Genomic DNA, 17,889 nt, shown 5'->3' on the forward strand with positions numbered 1-17,889 from the left:
CGGGCGTCAGTCGCGCGAGTTGCCGAACAGGATGCGATAGGCGATCAGCAGGACCAGGGAGCCGCCGATCGCGGCGGCCCACGTGGCGCCGTCGTAGAAGTCCTTGCTGATCGGGTGATCCAGCCAGCGGGCCGAGATCCAGCCGCCGATGAAGGCGCCCGCGATGCCGATCAGGGTCGTGCCGATGAACCCGCCCGGGTCGCGGCCCGGCAGCAGGAACTTGGCGATGGCCCCGGCCAGCAGGCCGAGGATGATCCAGCTGATGATTCCCATGCCGTGAACCTGCCCTTCCGCGCTGTGTCCGCGCTGTCCGAGTGCTGTGGTGTTCATCCCCGTCAGCGGCCGACGCGCGCGTGTTCGTACGTCGTTGGTGAACAGGACGTCACACGGACGGCCGATGGTTGCGGCGCTCAGTAGGGTGCGCTCCATGACACAGTCCCAAGCAGCCGCCGGCGCCGAGCTGCGGCGCACCCTCGGCGTCGGGGACGCCGTGGTCGTCGGACTCGGCTCGATGGTCGGAGCCGGGATCTTCGCCGCCCTCGGGCCCGCCGCCCGCGCCGCCGGGTCCGGTCTGCTGCCGGGCCTCGCCCTCGCCGCCCTGGTGGCCTACTGCAACGCCATGTCCTCGGCGCGGCTCGCGGCCCGCTATCCGGCCTCCGGCGGCACGTACGTGTACGGCAGGGAGCGGCTCGGCGCGTTCTGGGGGTATCTCGCGGGCTGGTCGTTCGTGGTCGGCAAGACGGCGTCCTGCGCGGCGATGGCGCTGACCGTGGGCGCCTATCTGTGGCCGCAGCAGGCGCACGCCGTGGCGGTCGGCGCCGTGGTGGCGCTGACCGCGGTGAACTACGGCGGCGTCCAGAAGTCGGCCTGGCTGACCCGGGTGATCGTGGCGGTCGTGCTGGCGGTGCTGGCGTGTGTGGTCGTGGTGTGCCTGGGGTCGGGGGCCGCGGACGCCGGACGGCTGGACGTCGGTGCCTCCGGCGGCGCGGGGGGCGTGCTGCAGGCGGCGGGCCTGCTGTTCTTCGCCTTCGCCGGGTACGCCCGGATCGCCACGCTGGGCGAGGAGGTGCGCGATCCGGCGCGCACGATCCCGCGGGCGATCCCGCTGGCGCTGGGCATCGCGCTGGGGGTGTACGCGTGCGTGGCGGTGGCCGTGCTGGCCGTCCTGGGCGCCGGCGGGCTCGGCGCGGCGGGCGCGCCGCTGGCCGACGCGGTGCGGGCGGCGGGGGTGCCGGGGCTCGTGCCGGTGGTGCGGGCGGGCGCGGCCGTGGCGGCGCTGGGCTCGCTGCTCGCGCTGATCCTGGGCGTCTCGCGTACGACGCTGGCCATGGCGCGGGACGGTCATCTGCCGCGTGCGCTGGCCACCGTCCACCCGCGCTTCCGGGTGCCGCACCGCGCGGAGCTGGCCGTGGGCGCGGTGGTCGCGGTCCTGGCGGCCACGGTGGACGTGCGCGGCGCGATCGGCTTCTCGTCGTTCGGCGTCCTCGCGTACTACGGCGTCGCCAACGCCTCCGCGTGGACGCTGTCGCCGGCGTGGCACACGCGCGTGGTGCCCGCCGTGGGCCTCGCCGGCTGCGCGGCCCTGGCGTTCGCCCTGCCGGGCCTGTCCGTCGCGATCGGCGCGGGGGTGCTGGCGGTGGGCGCGGCTGCGTATGCCGTACGGCGGTGGGGGCGCCGTACGTAGGTCACCCGCCCTTGCGCCCCGTCCTGCGCGTCACGCGCCGTCGGCGGCTCAGACGGCGGCGGTGAACGGCTGGTCCGTGCGGACGATCTCGCGGCCCAGCGGGAACAGGGACACCGGGATCAGTTTGAAGTTGGCGATGCCGAACGGGATGCCGATGATCGTGATGCACAGGGCGAGGCCCGTGGCGATGTGACCGAGCGCCAGCCACCAGCCGGCGAGGACCAGCCACAGGACGTTGCCGACGCAGGAGGGTGCCCCCGCGTCGTGGCGTTCGACGGTCGTGTACCCGAAGGGCCACAGCGCGTAGACGCCGATACGGAAGGCCGCGATGCCGAACGGCACGCCGATGATCGTGATGCACAGCAGCACGCCGGCCACGAGGTAGGCGAGGAACAGCCAGAACCCGCTCAGCACGAGCCAGATGACGTTCAGGATGGTTTTCACAGCGGTCGACCTGCCATCTTCTCTAGCCGGGCGATGCGCTCCGCCATCGGCGGATGCGTGGAGAACATCTTCGACAGCCCCTGCCCCGGGCGGAAAGGATTCGCGATCATCATGTGACTCGCCGTCTCGATGCGCGGCTCGGGCGGCAGCGGCAGTTGTTTTGTCCCTGCTTCCAGCTTGCGCAGTGCTGACGCGAGGGCAAGCGGGTCGCCGGTGAGGCTCGCGCCCGAGGCGTCGGCCTCGTACTCCCGGGAGCGGCTGATGGCGAGCTGGATGAGGCTGGCGGCGATCGGGCCGAGCAGCATGATCAGCAGCATGCCGAGCAGGCCGGGGCCGTCGTCGTCGTCCGAGCGGCCGATCGGGATGAGCCAGGCGAAGTTCACCAGGAACATGATCACCGAGGCGAGGGCGCCGGCCACCGACGAGATCAGGATGTCGCGGTTGTAGACATGGCTGAGCTCGTGGCCGATGACGCCGCGCAGCTCCCGCTCGTCGAGGAGGCGCAGGATGCCCTCCGTGCAGCACACGGCGGCGTTGCGGGGATTGCGGCCGGTCGCGAAGGCGTTGGGCGCCTCCGTCGGGGAGATGTACAGCCGGGGCATGGGCTGGCGGGCCTGCGTGGACAGGTCACGGACCATGCGGTACAGCGCGGGCGCCTCGAACTCGCTGACCGGGCGGGCCCGCATCGCGCGCAGGGCGAGCTTGTCGCTGTTCCAGTACGCGTACGCGTTGGTGCCCAGGGCGACCACGACGGCCACGATCAGGCCCGTACGGCCGAAGAAGCTGCCGATGACGATGATGAGGGCGGACAGGCCTCCGAGAAGTACTGCCGTCCTGAGCCCGTTGTGCCGGCGGTGCACGGTACGCCCTCCAAGTGGTGCGGCAGGGGAACCCTTTGCCTTGCTGATCTGCGGTGCCACCGGTGCCGTGGTGTCACGATCCAGTGGACCCTCCCGCTCGGATCAACGCCAGGCGGGGGCCGCCAGTTCCCCGGCGCCCGCGGGGGCGCCCTGCGCCACTCGGGTGAGGGACCCCCGCGTCGTCACGCGGTCGTGCGGGATGGGCCGTCGGTCCTGCGCGACCGGCCGTCAGAAGAGGGTGGTGTCCGCGAAGCGCAGCACCAGCTGGGGGGCGCCGGAGAGCGCGACGCCGACGACCGCGGTGAGGGCGAGCGCGGCGGTGAGCGGGGCGGGCAGCCGGTGCCGGGCGGGTTCGCCCTCGGGTGCGCGGAACAGCAGGGCCGTCCACTGCAGGTAGTAGAACAGCGCGATCACCACGTTGGCGGCCATGATCACGGCCAGCCAGCCGAGGCCGGCGTCGACGGCCGCGGAGAAGACGGTGACCTTGGCGAACAGGCCGATGATGCCCGGCGGCAGGCCGGCCAGGCACAGCAGGAAGAACGCCAGCAGGAGCGCGGTGAGCGGGTTGGTGGCGTACAGGCCCCGGTAGTCCGCGAGGCGGTTCGACGCGCGCGTACGGCCCACCAGCGCGGCCACCGCGAAGGCGCCGAGGTTCACCGCGCCGTACATCAGGGCGTAGGCGACCGTGGAGCCGATCGCGTGGCCGGGGTCGTCGGAGTAGGCGGCCGCGGCGATCGGCACCAGCAGGTAGCCGGCCTGGCCGACGGAGGACCAGGCGAGCAGCCGCACGGCGCTGTACGCGCGCGTGGCCTGCTGGCGCAGGGCGCCGACGTTGCCGACGGTCATGGTGAGCGCGGCCAGGACGGCGAGTGCGGGCCCCCAGGCGTCGGCGTACGACGGGAGGGCGACGACGGTGACCAGGATGAGACCGGAGAAGCCCACGGCCTTGCCGACGACGGACAGATAAGCGGCGATCGGCAGGGGCGCGCCGACGTAGGTGTCGGGGACCCAGAAGTGGAAGGGCACGGCCGCGGTCTTGAAGGCGAAGCCGATGAGGGTGAGGACCACGCCGGTCTGGGCGAGGGTCTGCAACTGGCCGTCGACGTGCTGGATGCGGCCGGCGATCCGGGTGAGGTAGAGGGTGCCGGTCGTGGCGTACAGGAAGCTGACGCCCATGAGGCTGACGGCGGTGGCCGTCACCGACGACAGGAAGAACTTCAGCGCCGCCTCGGAGGACCGCTTGTCGCCGTGGCGCAGGCCCACCAGGGCGAACGCGGGCAGGGAGGCGACCTCCAGGGCGACGATCAGGGTGGCGAGATCGCGGGAGGCGGGCAGCAGGGCGGCGCCGGCGGCGGAGGACAGCAGCAGGAACCAGTACTCGCCCTCGGGCATGTCCTTGCGGGCGTCCTTCAGGGCGGTCACCGACAGCAGGGCCGCCAGCAGGGCGCCGCCGAGGACGAGCAGCTGGATGACGAGGGTGAAGCGGTCCGCGGTGTAGCTGCACACCTCCTGCCGGGTGGTCAGGCAGAAGGTGGAGCGGTCGCCGTCCAGGAGCGGCAGCAGCAGAAGCGCGGAGGCGGCGAGTCCGGCGATGGAGACCCAGCCGAGGACGGCCTTCCTCGCGTCCGGCACGAACAGGTCGGCGACGAGGACGACCAGGCCGACGACGGCCGTCAGGGTGGGCGGGGCGATCGCGAGCCAGTCGACGGACTGGACGAGGGACTCGGCCAGGGGCTGGGCGAGCGGCTGGGCCGGGAAGCTCATCGGGTGCCTCCTGCGAGGAGCTGCTGCACGGCCGGGTCGGTCAGGCCGAGCAGGGCCTTGGGCCACAGGCCTGCGACGACGGTGAGGACGACGAGCGGGGTCCAGGCCGCGAACTCGTAGCTGCGGACGTCGGCGAGCCGCGGTGTCCGCTGGTCCGTGGCGCCCATGCAGACGCGGCGGACCACGACCAGCATGTAGGCGGCCGTGAGCAGGGTACCGAACGCGCCGATCGCCATGAAGGTGAGGAAGGCGGGGCGGCTGAGGCCGGCGGCGGGCTGGAACGCGCCGAACAGCGCGAGCATCTCGCCCCAGAATCCGGCGAGGCCGGGCAGGCCGAGGGAGGCGACGGCGCCGAAGGCCAGCAGGCCGCCGAGGCGCGGGGCCCTGCCGTACAGGGCCGCCCCCGTCTCCTCGGCCAGGGTGTCCAGGTCGGTGGTGCCGGTGCGGTCCTTCAGCGCGCCGACCAGGAAGAAGAGCAGGCCGGTGATGAGGCCGTGGGCGATGTTCGCGAACAGGGCGCCGTTGACGCCGGTCGCGGACATGCTGGCGATGCCGAGGAGGACGAAGCCCATGTGGCCGACCGAGGAGTAGGCGATCAGCCGCTTGAGGTCGCCCTTCGCGCCCCGCTTGGCCAGGGCCAGGCAGGCGAGGGATCCGTAGACGATCCCGACGACGGCGAAGGCGGCGAGGTAGGGCGCGAAGGTCCGCATGCCGTCCGGCGCGACCGGCAGCAGGATACGGACAAAACCGTAGGTACCCATCTTCAGCAGGACGCCGGCCAGCAGGACCGAGCCGACCGTCGGCGCGGCGGTGTGGGCGTCGGGCAGCCAGCTGTGCAGCGGCCACATCGGGGTCTTGACCGCGAGCCCGATCCCGATCGCCAGTACGGCGATGACCTGCACGGACGTGGACAGCGACCGGCCGTTGTCAGTGGCGAGTGCCACCATGTCGAACGTGCCCGCCCTCAGGCCCACGAGGAGCAGGCCGAGCAGCATGACCACCGAGCCGAGCAGCGTGTACAGGATGAACTTCCACGCCGCCGCGGCCCGGCCCTCGCCGCCCCAGCGGGCGATGAGGAAGTACATCGGGATCAGGACCGTCTCGAAGGCGAGGAAGAAGAGGATCAGGTCGAGGACGGCGAAGGTGGCGAGGGTGCCGGACTCCAGGACGAGCAGCAGCGCGACGAAGGCCTTCGGGGACGGGCCCGTGGGCATCTTGAAGTAGCTGTAGAGGGCGCTGAGGAAGGTCAGCAGCGCGGTCAGGACCAGCAGGGGGAGGGAGATGCCGTCGATGCCGAGGTGGATGCGCACGTCGAGTGCGGGGATCCAGCTGATGTCCGTCGTGGCCTGCATCCTCGACGGGTGGTCGTGGTCGAAGCCGAGCGCGAGGACGATCGCGGCGATGAGGATCACGCCGGTCACGGTGACACCGTGGCGGAGCACGGCCTGCTCGGGGGACTTCCCCTTCAGCCCGGGCGGGGCCGGCAGGAGAGCGGCGACGGCCCCGATGAGCGGGCCGACGACGACGAATGCCAGAAGGAACTGCATCACGGACTCGTTGATATCGATCACGCCTGCTCACGCTCCCGTGGCGACGAGGACGGCGGCGACCGCGAGGACGACGGTGCCGGCGAGCAGCGCGCTCACATAGGTCTGCACATTGCCGGTCTGGGCGCGCCGCACGGCGGCCCCGAGCCAGCGCGGTAGGGCGGCCGCCCCGCGGACGTAGGTGTCGACGACCTCGCGGTCGAGGAACCTGACGAGGCTCGCGCCGGCCTGCACCGGGCGGACGAACAGCGCCGAGTAGACCGCGTCGAGGTGGAAGCCGACGGCCGCGTGCCGGTGCAGCGGGCCGAGCAGCAGGCGTCCGGGGTCGGCCGGGTCGGGGGCGTAGGCGACGTCGCCGTAGGCCGGCCGGTGGGTGGCGATGGCTTCGGCCTCGACGAGCCCGGCGTCGCCCTCCGGGTGGGCGGCGACCGCGCCGAGCGGGAAGCGGGCGGCGCGCGCGGTGGTGTGGCGCCAGGCGGCGTAGGTGACGATGACGCCGATCAGGGCCACACCGGTGCCGACGACGGAGGTCGTCAGCTCCGGCGCGAGGGAGCGGCCGTCGAACCAGTCGGGCAGCAGCCGGTAGGCGAGCCCGCCGAGCGCCAGGGAGGGCACGGCGAGCACCCACAGCACGACGGTCATGGTCAGCGGCTGACGGCCGTGGTCGGGGGCCTCGGTGCCGTGGCCGCGGAAGGCCAGCAGCCACAGCCGCGTGGCGTACGCCGCGGTGAGCAGGGCGGTGACCAGGCCGGCGACGAGGACGATCCAGCCGCAGGCGCCGGGGACCCGGTCGGTGTGGCCGGTGGCGACGTGCTCGGCGGAGCCGAGGACCGTCTCCTTGGAGAAGAAGCCGCTGAACGGCGGGATCGCGGCGAGCGCGAGGAGCGCCACGGTCATCGTCCAGTAGGCGTCGGGCACGCGGTCGCGCAGGTGCCCCATGCGGGACATCGCGGCCAGCGAGTTGGTGCCGGCGGCGTGGATGACCGCGCCGGCGGCGAGGAACAGCAGCGCCTTGAAGGCGCCGTGGGACAGGAGGTGGAACACGGCGGCACTGCGGTCGCCGACGGCGAGGGCGCCGGTCATGTAGCCGAGCTGGCCGATCGTCGAGTAGGCGAGGACGCGCTTGATGTCGTCCTGGGCGAGCGCGGCGAGGCCGGAGCCGGCCATCGTCACGGCGGCCATGACGGCGAGCACGACCATCGCGGCCTGGGAGGCCTCGAAGACCGGCAGGAGACGGGCGATGAAGTAGACACCGGCGGCGACCATGGTCGCGGCGTGGATCAGCGCGGAGACGGGCGTGGGGCCCGCCATCGCGTCGGGGAGCCAGGTGTGCAGCGGGAACTGCGCCGACTTGCCCGCCACGCCGGCCAGGAGCAGCAGCGCGATCAGCGTCGGGTGGTCCAGGCCGCCGTGCGCGACGGCGCCGAGGATCTTGGTGATCTCGAAGGAGCCGGTGTCGCCGGCGAGGACGAACAGGCCGATCAGGAAGGGGACGTCGCCGAGCTTGGTGACCAGGAAGGCCTTGATCGAGGCGGCCCGCGCCTCCGGGGTCTCCCAGTAGTGGCCGACCAGGAAGTAGGAGCAGATGCCCATGACTTCCCAGCCGACCAGCAGCACGATCAGGTCGCCGGAGTAGACGACCAGCAGCATCGCGGAGGTGAACAGCGAGACGAGAGCGGCGTACGACGGGTAGCGCGGGTCGTCGCGCAGGTAGCCGGTGGAGTAGATCTGCACGCAGGTCGCGACGACGCCGACGAGGACGGCGACGAGCGCGGCGAAGCCGTCGATGTGCAGCGAGAGCTCGATCGGCACCGAGCCGGTCGGGGTGAGCTCGGTGGAGGCGTCGATCGCGGCGCCGCCGCCCTGGTCCGCGGCGACGGTGACGGCCAGCGCCAGGGCGGCGAGGGCCGGCAGGATCGCCAGCGGGCGCACGAACCCGGGGGCGGTGCGGCCGAGCAGCAGGCCGGCGGTGGCGCCCAGGAACGGCAGGAGGGGGACGAGGACGGCGAGAGTGGTCGTGGTCACGCGGTGGCCTCAGCCTTCTCGGTCTCGGCCGTGAGGGCGTCGCCGCGGGTGCCGTCGGGCTCGGGGCCCTCGGCGGTGTCGCGGAGCCGGTCGATGTCGGAGGTGCCGCGGTTGCGGTGGACGGCCAGGACGATCGCCAGGCCGATGCCGATCTCGGCGGCGGCGATGGCGATGGTGAACAGGGTCAGGGCCTGCCCGGAGTGCAGGGTCTCCTCGGCGGCCTTGCTCAGCCACACGTCGAAGGCGACCAGGTTGAGGTTGACGGCGTTGAGCATCAGCTCGACCGACATCAGCACCAGGATCGCGTTGCGGCGGGCGAGGACGCCGTACAGGCCGGTGCAGAAGAGCAGGGCGGACAGCACGGCGGGGTAGGCGAGGTGCATCAGCGGGTGCCTTCCTTGTCGCCGGAGGAGTCCCGGGTGACCGCGGCCGGGGTGCCGGCCTTCGCCTCCGTCTTCGCCTCCGCTTCGGCCTTCGCCTTGCGGGACAGGACGATCGCGCCCACCAGCGCGGCGAGGAGGAGGACGGAGAGGGCTTCGAAGGGCAGGACCCAGTTCTGGAACAGGCTCGCGCCGGTGACCGCGGTGGACCCGGCGGCGGGGCCGTCCAGGTCGATCCAGGTGGTGCGGAAGGCGTCGACCACGACCCAGACCAGGGCTCCCGCGGCGGCGACCGCCACGGTCAGGGCGGCCCAGCGGTTGCCGGAGTCGGCGTCCGGGGAGCGGCCGATGGGCGCCTTGGTGAGCATCAGCCCGAACAGCAGGAGAACGACAACGGAACCGACGTAGATCAGGACCTGCACCCAGGCGATGAACTCGGCCGTCAGCAGCAGGTACTCGACGGCGAGACCGCCGAGGGTGACGACCAGCCACAGCGCGGCGTGCACCAGCTGCCGGGTGCTGACGGTGACGAGCGCCGCGCCGAAGGTCGCGAGGCCCACCAGGACGAAGGCGATCTCCACACCGGTCGGGGACAGAAAACCGTGGGAGGCGGCGGCCGCCTCGGCGGCGAGCATCACGACTCCTCCTCGGTCTGCCGGGCGGCGGCCAGCTTCTCGGCGGTCTTGCGGGCGGCCGCCAGCTCCTTCGGCTCCTCGGCGCCCGGGTCGAGGGCGGGCGGGGCCGGCACGGTCCACATCCACTCGCGCAGCTTGTCGCGCTCGTGGGTGAGGTCACGGATGTCGGTCTCGGCGTACTCGAACTCCGGGGACCAGAACAGCGCGTCGAAAGGACACACCTCGATGCAGATACCGCAGTACATGCACAGCGAGAAGTCGATCGCGAACCGGTCGAGGACGTTGCGGCTGCGCTCGCGGCCGCCGGGGGTGGCCGCGGGGATCGTCTCCTTGTGGGAGTCGATGTAGATGCACCAGTCGGGGCACTCGCGGGCGCACAGCATGCAGACCGTGCAGTTCTCCTCGAACAGGCCGATCACACCGCGGGTGCGGGGCGGCAGTTCGGGCTGGGCGTCCGGGTACTGCGCGGTGCCGTGCTTCCTCGTCATCGTGCGCAGGGTGACGGCCAGGCCCTTGGCCAGACCGGATCCGGGGAAGGGAGCCATGGCTAGCTGATCACCACCTTGACGATGCCGGTGAGGGCGATCTGGGCGAGGGAGAGCGGGACGAGGAGGGTCCAGGACAGTTTCTGGAGCTGGTCCTCGCGCAGACGGGGGTAGGTGACGCGCAGCCAGATCACGAGGAAGGCGAGGATCGCGGTCTTCAGCAGGGTCCACACCCAGCCGAGGCCGTCGGCACCCCACGGGCCGTGCCAGCCGCCCAGGAAGAGGACGGTGGTCAGACCGCACAGGACGATGATCCCGGCGTACTCGGCGAGCAGGAACAGCGCGAAGCGCAGGCCCGTGTACTCGGTGTACGCGCCGAAGATGATCTCCGAGTCGGCGACCGGCATGTCGAAGGGGGGCCGCTGGAGCTCCGCCAGCCCGGCTACGAAGAAGACGATCGCGCCGACGATCTGCCACGGCAGCCACCACCACTCGAACGCGTCGAGGATGCCGGGCAGCGACACCGTGCCGGCCGCCATCGCCACCGAGGCGGCGGCGAGCAGCATCGGCAGTTCGTAGGCGAGCAGCTGGGCGGCGGTGCGCAGGCCGCCGAGGAGGGAGAACTTGTTGGCGCTGGCCCAGCCGGCCATGAGGGAGCCGAGCACGCCGACGCCCATCACCGCGAGGACGAAGAAGACACCGGCGTCCAGGACCTGACCGACCGCGCCCTCGCCCGGGCCGATCGGGATGGCGAGCAGCACCAGCAGATACGGCAGCAGGGCGACGGCCGGCGCGAGCTGGAAGATACGGCGGTCGGCGCCCGCGGGGACGACGTCCTCCTTCTGCGCGAACTTCACGCCGTCGGCGATCAGCTGCGCCCAGCCGTGGAAGCCGCCGGCGTACATCGGACCGAGGCGGCCCTGCATGTGGGCCATGACCTTGTGCTCGGTCTGGCCCACGATCAGCGGGAAGGTGAGGAAGACGACGAAGACGACCACGAGTCGCAGGGCGACGTCGAGCGCGTCGTTCACTGCGGGCCTCCTGCGGGGTCGTGGGGTTCGTCGGTGTCGGGGGTCTGGGGGGCGTCGGCGCGCGTCGGCGTGGCGGGGCCGTCCGGGGCGGCGGGACCGTCCGGGGCGGCCGGGGCCTCGGCGGTATCTTCGCGCTCGGTGGGCTTGTCCACCGGCTTCCGCTCCGGTTTCCGCTCGGGGGTCGGCTGCGGCGCCGGGCTCGGCTCGTCCGACGGCTGCGAGGCCGGTTTCTGGCTCGACTCGTCCGTCGGCTGCGAGGCCGGTTCCTGGATCGACTCGTCCGCCGGCTGCGAGGCCGGCTTCTGGGTCGGCTCGTCCGTCGGCTTCAGCGCCGGTTTCGGCTCGTCCGTCGGCTTCGGCTCCGGTTTCCGCTCCTGTTGCGGCCCCGCTTCCCCTTCGGGCTGCTCGAAGGCCGGGCGGGCGTGGTGCCACGGGGCGTCGGAGCTACGGGGGGCCGGGCCGCGGCGGGCGGGCCGGGCGGGGCCGTCCGGCTCCGCCGGCTCGGGCTGCCCGGCCTCGGCGCGCTGGGAGGCAGAGCCCTGCGACGCGCTGCGCGCCCGGCGCGGACGGGCCGGCGCCGGGCCGGGCTCGTGCGCGACCGAGGCCTCGCCGGCCGGGCCTTCCGCCGCCGCCCGGGAGGCGTCGCCCTCGGCCGCGGCCTCCTTGCGCGTGGCGGCGTCGGCGCCGGTGCCGACACCCGCGTCGGTACCGTTGCCGGCCTCCGGGGCGGCACCCGCGGCAGCGTCCGCGTCCGCCTTCGTGCCCTGGCCCCCGTCCGCCGCCCCGTCCGCCGCCCCGTCCGTCGACCGGGCCGCGGCCTGGCTCGCCGAGCCCTCGCTCGCGCTGCGCATCCGGCGCGGCCGGGCGGGTGCTCCCGCGCCGGCTCCCGGCGTACCGGTCACACCGGCTTCCGGCGTACCGGGCGCACCGGTCGCACCAGTCGCACCAGTCGCACCGGTCGCACCGGCTCCCGGCGTGCCGGTCGCGGCGGCCTCGGGCGTACCGGTCGCCGCCGCGGTCTCCGGCGTCTGGCTGGCGGAGCCCTCCGCCGCCGTACGGGTGCGCCGGACCGGACGGTCGCCGGCGGCGCGGGCGGGGCGTTCGCCCGCGGCACGGCCGGCACCGCGCGCCGGGCGGGCCGGGGCGGGCGGGAGCTGGCCCTTGAGGGGGCCCCACTCGTTGGGGTCGGGGACGCCCGGCGGGAGCATCTGGCGGCGCTTGGGGCCGCCGTGGTCCGACTCCCCCGGTTCCTTCGCGCCGGGCCAGGCCTTGGCGACCCGGGCGGCCAGGACGAAGTCCTTGCGCAGCGGGTGGCCCTCGAAGTTCTCCGGGAGCAGCAGGTGGTCGAGCGCCGGATGGCCCTCGAAGGCGACGCCGAACATCTCGTGGGTCTCGCGCTCGTGCCAGGCGGCACCGGCGTAGACGTCGACCGCCGACGGCAGCGCCGGGGCCTCGTGCGGGACGGTCGTGCGCACCAGCAGGCGGCGCACCGGGCCGAGCGCGGCCACGTGCGCGGCGACGCGGAAGCCGACGCCGGGTTCGTCGACGGCGCTCAGCCAGTCGAAGTAGGTGCAGCCCAGCCGGTCGCGGGCGGTGCGCAGGGCGGCGAGCCAGGACTCCGGCGGGACGTCGACGGTGAGGACGTCGTAGGACTCCTCGGCCGTCGCCTCCGTACCGAAGAGGTCCGCGGCGTCCGCGGGCAGCCAGCCGGTCATCGGTCCTCCCCCGTACCGGGCGTGGCCGGCGCGGCGGGCGGCGGGACCAGGCCGCTCTGCAGCGCGGCCGCCGAGGGGCGGGGGGCGCCGTGGCCGTAGCGCTCGCCGAGGGACTCGCGGGCGATCTTCTCCTGGAGCTTGAGGATGCCCTGGAGCAGCGCCTCGGGCCGGGGCGGGCAGCCGGGGACGTACACGTCGACGGGGATGATCTGGTCGACGCCCTTGGTGACGGAGTAGGAGTCCCAGTAGGGGCCGCCGCAGTTGGAGCAGGCGCCGAAGGAGATGACGTACTTCGGCTCGGGCATCTGCTCGTAGAGGCGCTTGACGGCCGGGGCCATCTTGTCGGTGACCGTGCCGGAGACGACCATCAGATCGGCCTGGCGGGGGCCCGGTGCGAACGGGATGACGCCGAGGCGGATGAAGTCGTGGCGGGACATCGACGCGGCAATGAACTCGATCGCGCAGCAGGCCAGGCCGAAGTTGAAGACCCACAGCGAGTAGCGGCGGCCCCAGTTCAGGACCACCTTCATCGGCTCGGGGGCCAGCCGGGCGAGCGCGCCCAGCCGCTTCGGCTCGGGGAGCAGGACCGGCTCCGGAGCGACGGCTTCCGCGTCTGTGGGGACCGACGGGTTCACGTCCATGCCAGGACGCCCTTCTTGTACGCGTACAGCAGGCCCACGGCGAGGAAGCCGAGGAAGATGAACATCTCCACCAGGGTGGCCGCGCCGTAGCCGGGCGCGGCGAAGACCGTCGCCCAGGGGAAGAGGAAGATCGAGTCGACGGCGAAGATGACGTACAGGAACGCGTAGACGTAGTAGCGGACCTGGGTGTGCGCCCAGCCCTCGCCGACGGGGTCCACGCCGCACTCGTACGTCAGGAGTTTCTCCGGCGTGGGCACGACGGGCCGCAGCAGCCGTCCGGCCCCGAAGGCGACGGCGACGAAGAGCACGCCGACGACGGCGAGCAGTCCCACGACCGAATAGGAGTGGAAGTAGTCCGCCGCGACGACGACGGTCGAATCCCGCACGTCCGTCTCCTCGCTCCCTGGCTTCGCGTTTCTCGGCTCTCGACGATCGCCGCCTTGTCCGACGATCTGTACGCACGGGAGTCTAGGCCCTGATAAAGAGGCGGTAAGCAGCCCGTCACGCCTTGAGACACGGCACCCGAGGGGAGGGTGGGGTTTTCCCCACCGGACCGAGGCCGGGCGACCTCATGGCGCGGCCGGGCGACGCGCGGCAGGCTGACCCGTATGACCGCAACCCATCCCGGCCACCGGCCGGCCGACGAGGACCGTCCGCCACCGGTCCGCATCGCCTACGACGCGCACACCTGGAAGGAGATCTCGCATCTCCTGCTGAACTTCCCGCTCGCGCTCGTCGGCTTCCTGTACGTCATGATCGCGCTGGTCGTGAGCGGCGCGCTGACGATCACGGTGATCGGCTTCCCGCTGCTGGCGCTCTCCCTGATGGGCGCGCGGCTGATGGGCCGGTTCGAGCGCGTGCGGGCGAGGGCGCTGCTGGGGCTGCGGGTGGAGGAGCCGAGCCGGCTGCCGCTGCACCGGGCGGACGGGGTGTTCGGCCGCATGTGGATGATCCTGAAGGACTCGGTGGCCTGGCGGACGGCGCTGTACGACCTGGTGCGGCTGCCGTGGGGCATCCTCACCTTCACGGTGACGCTGACCTCGCTGTTCGTGCTGTGGCCGGTGCTGCCGTTCCTGGCGCGCGGGATGACCAACGTGGACCGGGCGCTGGTGCGCGGGCTGCTCTCGCCGTCGGACGAGCTGGAGCGCCGTATCGCGGAGCTGGAGTCGGACCGCGGGGTGGTCGTGGACACGGCGGCCGCGGACCTGCGGCGCATCGAGCGGGACCTGCACGACGGGGCGCAGGCCCGGCTGGTGAACCTGGCGATGGGGCTCGGCCTGGCCAAGGAGAAGCTGCTGGAGGGGCAGGCCGACGAGCATGTGGCCGCGATGGTCGAGGAGGCGCACGGCGAGGTGAAGCTGGCGCTGCAGGAGCTGCGGGACCTGGCGCGCGGCATCCATCCGGCGGTGCTGACCGACCGGGGGCTGGACGCGGCGCTGTCCGCGGTGGCCTCGCGGTGCACGGTGCCGGTGAAGGTGACCGCCGAGCTGGCCTCGCGGCCGGCCGCGGCGATCGAGGGCATCGCGTACTTCACGGTCTCCGAGCTGCTGCAGAACATCAGCAAGCACAGCGGGGCGAGGTCGGCGACGGTGGATGTGTGGCGCTCCGACGACCGGTTGCTGATCCAGGTGTGGGACGACGGCCGGGGCGGGGCGTCGCCGGACGCCGGGAGCGGGATGCGGGGGCTCGCGGAGCGGCTGGACGCGGTGGACGGCCTGTTCGTCGTCGACTCGCCGCCCGGGGGTCCGACGACGGTCACGGCGGAGCTGCCGTGGCGGGACCGGGCGGAGGACGCGCACCGGGCGTGACGGCCGGACGCCGGTGGGCGCCGGCGGCGCGAGGACGGGACGCCGCGGGGCGCCCTCCGGCGTTTGGGCCCGCGGCGGTGGGCGTCCACAGGGCGCGTACGGCCCGGGGCGAGGGCGTCCACCGGGGGTGTTCGGTCCGGGCGGGCGGGCGTCCACCGGCGTGGGGTGGGGAAAACCCCCCGCGCGAGACGCCGACGGCCTCCATGGTCCCGCGACCTGCGGCGCAGCAGGCTGGACGTACGACATCAGGCGTACCCACGCCAGGCGTACCGCCGGAGGGCGGGCGAGCAGAAACGGACGACACCGATGGCCATGGAGTACGGAGAGGGCTACCGTCCCGGATACGGCGACCAGCCGCGCAGGCACCGGATGCCGGCGGTGCTGCGGGCGCCGTTCGAGGCACGCAGCTGGCGCGAGTTCGGCTATGTGCTGCTGGGGCTGCCGATCGGGATCACGCTGTTCGTGTTCGCGGTGACGATGATCTCGCTCGGGGCGGGCCTGCTGGTCACCTTCCTCGGCATCCCCGTGCTGGCGGCGGCGCTGGCCGGCTGCCGCGGCTTCGGCGCGCTGGAGCGGGCGCGGGCGCGCGGTCTGCTCGGCCTGGACGTGGCCGACCCGGAGCCGCTGCGGGTCCGCAAGCGGAGCCTGATGGGCTGGATCGGCGCCGTCCTCAAGAGCGGCTCGTCCTGGCGGCACGTGCTGTACGCGCTGCTGCAGTTCCCCTGGGCGGTGTTCTCGTTCGCGGTCGCGGTGGCGTTCTGGGCGTACGGCTGGGCGATGCTGACGTATCCGCTGTGGTTCTGGGTCTTCCCGATGTACGCGGGGCAGGGCGGCCTGCAGCTGTACGGCGACGAGCACCACCGGATCTACCTCGACAACCCCTTCGAGATCACCGTGACGGTGCTGGTGGGGGCGGTGTTCACGATGGCGGCGCCGTGGATCGTGCGGGCGCTGACGGCGGTGGACCGGTTGATGGTCGCCGGGCTGCTCGGGCCGTCGCGGCTGGGCGCGCGGGTGGTGGAGCTGGAGTCGGACCGCGGGGTGGTCGTGGACACGGCGGCCGCGGACCTGCGGCGCATCGAGCGGGATCTGCACGACGGGGCGCAGGCCCGGCTGGTGAACCTGGCGATGGACCTGGGGCTGGCCAAGGAGAAGCTGCGGGAGGACCCGCGGGCGGCGGCGCGGATGGTGGACGAGGCGCACGGCGAGGTGAAGACGGCGCTGCAGGAGCTGCGGGACCTGGCGCGCGGGATCCATCCGGCGGTGCTGACCGACCGCGGGCTGGACGCGGCGCTGTCCGCGGTGGCGTCGCGGTGCCCGGTGCCGGTCCGGGTCGAGGTGGACCTGCCGTCGCGGCCGGCGCCGGCCATCGAGGGCATCGCGTACTTCACGGTCTCCGAGCTGCTGCAGAACATCAGCAAGCACAGCGGGGCGAGGTCGGCGACGGTGGACGTGTGGCGCGCGGACGACCGGCTGATGCTGCAGGTCATGGACGACGGCGTCGGCGGCGCGGCACCCGGCGCCGGCACGGGCCTGAGGGGCCTGACCGAACGCCTGTCGGCGGTCGACGGCATCCTCGCCGTCGACTCCCCGGCAGGCGGCCCGACCCGCATCACAGCGGAACTCCCCTGGCGCGACACCCTGAACTGAACGCCCGCGTCCACCCCCACGGCACCCCTTCCGACGACCGGGGCCGAGCCCACGGCGCCCATTCCGACGGCCGGGCCGAGCCCACCGCGCCCGGCCACCGGCCTGCGGCAGCGTGGGGGCCGCAGGGGCCGTCCGGCGATGCGTCCCGGCACCCATCGCGCGCCCGGGCCCCACCCCCACGGCTCACCCACCTCACCGCTCACCCCACCCCACGCACCGCCCCGTGATTGCCGACGCCCACCGCCGGAGGCACCGGCCGGAATGTGGTGTGCCGTCGATCTCTCCGTCACGGTGCGACCGTCCCTCCGTCCCTTTGGTGGAATGCTGGACCTGTTGTCGCGCAGGGTGGGGGGACGAGGGACGTGGAGGTCAGGGTGCGGGTGGTCATCGCGGAGGACTCGGTGTTGCTGCGGGAGGGCCTGACCCGGCTGCTCACCGACCGCGGGCACGACGTCGTGGCCGGCGTGGGAGACGCCGACGCGCTGGTGAAGACGATCACCGAGCTGGACGCGGAGGGCGCGCTGCCGGACGTCGTCGTGGCGGACGTACGGATGCCGCCCACGCACACCGACGAGGGGGTGCGGGCCGCCGTGCAGCTGCGCAAGGCGCATCCGGGGCTCGGGGTGCTGGTGCTGTCGCAGTACGTGGAGGAGCGGTACGCCACCGAGCTGCTGGCCGGTTCCAGCCGCGGCGTGGGCTATCTGCTCAAGGACCGCGTGGCCGAGGTGCGGGAGTTCGTGGACGCGGTGGTGCGGGTCGCGGAGGGCGGCACGGCGCTCGACCCCGAGGTCGTGGCGCAGCTGCTCGGCCGTTCGCGCAAGCAGGACGTGCTCGCGGGGCTGACGCCGCGGGAGCGGGAGGTCCTCGGGCTGATGGCGGAGGGCCGTACGAATTCGGCCATCGCCAAGCAGCTCGTCGTCAGCGACGGCGCCGTCGAGAAGCACGTCAGCAACATCTTCCTCAAGCTGGGTCTGTCCCCCAGCGAGGGCGACCACCGCCGGGTGCTCGCCGTGCTGACGTATCTGAACTCCTGAGCGCCACGCCGGGACACTGCCGCCGCCCGGGGAACCCGAACGCCGACGAGCGCGGGCCGCGGCAGCCGTACGGCGGACGGCCACCATGCGAAAGGTCAAGGGAAGGCGACCCTTACGGACGTAGGGTTGATTTTGGGAGGGCCCGCGGGAGGGCCGCTCGCCGACAGCCGCCTCGAGGGAGGTCCA

General features: G+C 73.1%; 17 protein-coding genes. 4 read left to right on the forward strand and 13 right to left on the reverse strand.

The genetic code is table 11. The features are described from left to right. Positions 1-6 precede the first annotated feature (6 nt). Complete coding sequence (locus ACF1AL_RS18805; protein ID WP_366838783.1) at positions 7-273, reverse strand: GlsB/YeaQ/YmgE family stress response membrane protein; 267 nt, start codon at positions 271-273, stop codon at positions 7-9. A 154-nt stretch (positions 274-427) separates the two neighbouring features. Here ACF1AL_RS18805 and ACF1AL_RS18810 point away from each other — a divergent pair, with 154 nt between their 5' ends. Next, the gene (locus ACF1AL_RS18810) at positions 428-1,684 is read left to right on the forward strand and encodes an APC family permease (RefSeq protein ID WP_391826551.1); all 1,257 of its coding nucleotides are present in this window, start codon (positions 428-430) and stop codon (positions 1,682-1,684) included. A 48-nt stretch (positions 1,685-1,732) separates the two neighbouring features. Here the strand turns inward: ACF1AL_RS18810 and ACF1AL_RS18815 are convergent, their stop codons facing one another. The 12 genes from ACF1AL_RS18815 to ACF1AL_RS18870 form a co-directional block, all read right to left on the reverse strand. Beyond that, a complete protein-coding gene (locus ACF1AL_RS18815) occupies positions 1,733-2,128 on the reverse strand; it encodes a YccF domain-containing protein (protein WP_366838781.1) in 396 nt (131 codons plus the stop codon). Continuing rightward, positions 2,125-2,988 carry a zinc metalloprotease HtpX gene (gene htpX / locus ACF1AL_RS18820; RefSeq protein ID WP_384204560.1) on the reverse strand — a complete coding sequence of 288 codons (864 nt, stop codon included), beginning with the start codon at positions 2,986-2,988 and terminating at the stop codon, positions 2,125-2,127. Before htpX ends, ACF1AL_RS18815 begins: the two co-directional genes overlap by 4 nt. A 228-nt stretch (positions 2,989-3,216) precedes the next feature. Next, positions 3,217-4,752, reverse strand: a complete 1,536-nt coding sequence (locus ACF1AL_RS18825) for an NADH-quinone oxidoreductase subunit N (RefSeq protein WP_391826553.1) — start codon at positions 4,750-4,752, stop codon at positions 3,217-3,219. After that, the gene (locus tag ACF1AL_RS18830; protein WP_391781051.1) at positions 4,749-6,323 is read right to left on the reverse strand and encodes a NuoM family protein; all 1,575 of its coding nucleotides are present in this window, start codon (positions 6,321-6,323) and stop codon (positions 4,749-4,751) included. Before ACF1AL_RS18830 ends, ACF1AL_RS18825 begins: the two co-directional genes overlap by 4 nt. Before the next feature lie 6 nt (positions 6,324-6,329). Then, the gene (locus ACF1AL_RS18835; RefSeq protein WP_391826555.1) at positions 6,330-8,324 is read right to left on the reverse strand and encodes an NADH-quinone oxidoreductase subunit L; all 1,995 of its coding nucleotides are present in this window, start codon (positions 8,322-8,324) and stop codon (positions 6,330-6,332) included. Then, positions 8,321-8,707 carry an NADH-quinone oxidoreductase subunit NuoK gene (nuoK, locus tag ACF1AL_RS18840; RefSeq protein WP_391826557.1) on the reverse strand — a complete coding sequence of 129 codons (387 nt, stop codon included), beginning with the start codon at positions 8,705-8,707 and terminating at the stop codon, positions 8,321-8,323. Before nuoK ends, ACF1AL_RS18835 begins: the two co-directional genes overlap by 4 nt. Further along, positions 8,707-9,339 carry an NADH-quinone oxidoreductase subunit J gene (locus ACF1AL_RS18845; protein WP_391704171.1) on the reverse strand — a complete coding sequence of 211 codons (633 nt, stop codon included), beginning with the start codon at positions 9,337-9,339 and terminating at the stop codon, positions 8,707-8,709. The genes nuoK and ACF1AL_RS18845 overlap by 1 nt, the downstream gene beginning before the upstream one ends. Beyond that, positions 9,339-9,884, reverse strand: coding sequence for an NADH-quinone oxidoreductase subunit I (locus ACF1AL_RS18850; protein WP_366838775.1), 546 nt, complete (start codon positions 9,882-9,884; stop codon positions 9,339-9,341). Before ACF1AL_RS18850 ends, ACF1AL_RS18845 begins: the two co-directional genes overlap by 1 nt. Before the next feature lie 2 nt (positions 9,885-9,886). After that, on the reverse strand, positions 9,887-10,855 hold the full coding sequence (locus ACF1AL_RS18855; RefSeq protein ID WP_366838774.1) for a complex I subunit 1 family protein: 969 nt from the start codon (positions 10,853-10,855) through the stop codon (positions 9,887-9,889). After that, the gene (locus ACF1AL_RS18860; protein ID WP_391826559.1) at positions 10,852-12,570 is read right to left on the reverse strand and encodes an NADH-quinone oxidoreductase subunit C; all 1,719 of its coding nucleotides are present in this window, start codon (positions 12,568-12,570) and stop codon (positions 10,852-10,854) included. Before ACF1AL_RS18860 ends, ACF1AL_RS18855 begins: the two co-directional genes overlap by 4 nt. Then, entirely contained in the window at positions 12,567-13,211 is a 645-nt protein-coding gene (locus tag ACF1AL_RS18865; protein WP_391660082.1) for an NADH-quinone oxidoreductase subunit B, read from the reverse strand. The genes ACF1AL_RS18860 and ACF1AL_RS18865 overlap by 4 nt, the downstream gene beginning before the upstream one ends. Beyond that, the gene (locus ACF1AL_RS18870; protein WP_384204543.1) at positions 13,202-13,597 is read right to left on the reverse strand and encodes an NADH-quinone oxidoreductase subunit A; all 396 of its coding nucleotides are present in this window, start codon (positions 13,595-13,597) and stop codon (positions 13,202-13,204) included. Before ACF1AL_RS18870 ends, ACF1AL_RS18865 begins: the two co-directional genes overlap by 10 nt. Positions 13,598-13,819: 222 nt before the next feature. Between ACF1AL_RS18870 and ACF1AL_RS18875 the strand changes: the two genes are divergently transcribed. The 3 genes from ACF1AL_RS18875 (at position 13,820) to ACF1AL_RS18885 (ending at position 17,703) form a co-directional block, all read left to right on the forward strand. Then, positions 13,820-15,019: a sensor domain-containing protein gene (locus tag ACF1AL_RS18875; protein WP_366838770.1), complete on the forward strand. Its 1,200-nt coding sequence runs from the start codon at positions 13,820-13,822 to the stop codon at positions 15,017-15,019. A gap of 306 nt (positions 15,020-15,325) precedes the next feature. Further along, positions 15,326-16,669 (forward strand): sensor histidine kinase, encoded by a 1,344-nt coding sequence (locus ACF1AL_RS18880; RefSeq protein WP_391826561.1) that lies wholly within the window; start codon positions 15,326-15,328, stop codon positions 16,667-16,669. A 362-nt stretch (positions 16,670-17,031) separates the two neighbouring features. Then, complete coding sequence (locus ACF1AL_RS18885) at positions 17,032-17,703, forward strand: response regulator transcription factor (RefSeq protein WP_366838768.1); 672 nt, start codon at positions 17,032-17,034, stop codon at positions 17,701-17,703. The last annotated feature ends 186 nt before the right edge of the window (positions 17,704-17,889 follow it).

The organism is Streptomyces sp. NPDC014801 (assembly GCF_043082085.1).
In the GTDB taxonomy this organism is placed as follows: domain Bacteria; phylum Actinomycetota; class Actinomycetes; order Streptomycetales; family Streptomycetaceae; genus Streptomyces.

Bases quoted from the DNA above. Each gene is read 5' to 3' on its own strand.
- ACF1AL_RS18805 (WP_366838783.1), bottom strand. From the start codon at position 273: ATGGGAATCATCAGCTGGATCATCCTCGGCCTGCTGGCCGGGGCCATC.
- ACF1AL_RS18810 (WP_391826551.1), top strand. From the start codon at position 428: ATGACACAGTCCCAAGCAGCCGCCGGCGCCGAGCTGCGGCGCACCCTC.
- ACF1AL_RS18825 (WP_391826553.1), bottom strand. From the start codon at position 4,752: ATGAGCTTCCCGGCCCAGCCGCTCGCCCAGCCCCTGGCCGAGTCCCTC.
- nuoK (WP_391826557.1), bottom strand. From the start codon at position 8,707: ATGCACCTCGCCTACCCCGCCGTGCTGTCCGCCCTGCTCTTCTGCACC.
- ACF1AL_RS18845 (WP_391704171.1), bottom strand. From the start codon at position 9,339: ATGCTCGCCGCCGAGGCGGCCGCCGCCTCCCACGGTTTTCTGTCCCCG.
- ACF1AL_RS18850 (WP_366838775.1), bottom strand. From the start codon at position 9,884: ATGGCTCCCTTCCCCGGATCCGGTCTGGCCAAGGGCCTGGCCGTCACC.
- ACF1AL_RS18860 (WP_391826559.1), bottom strand. From the start codon at position 12,570: ATGACCGGCTGGCTGCCCGCGGACGCCGCGGACCTCTTCGGTACGGAG.
- ACF1AL_RS18865 (WP_391660082.1), bottom strand. From the start codon at position 13,211: ATGGACGTGAACCCGTCGGTCCCCACAGACGCGGAAGCCGTCGCTCCG.
- ACF1AL_RS18875 (WP_366838770.1), top strand. From the start codon at position 13,820: ATGACCGCAACCCATCCCGGCCACCGGCCGGCCGACGAGGACCGTCCG.
- ACF1AL_RS18880 (WP_391826561.1), top strand. From the start codon at position 15,326: ATGGCCATGGAGTACGGAGAGGGCTACCGTCCCGGATACGGCGACCAG.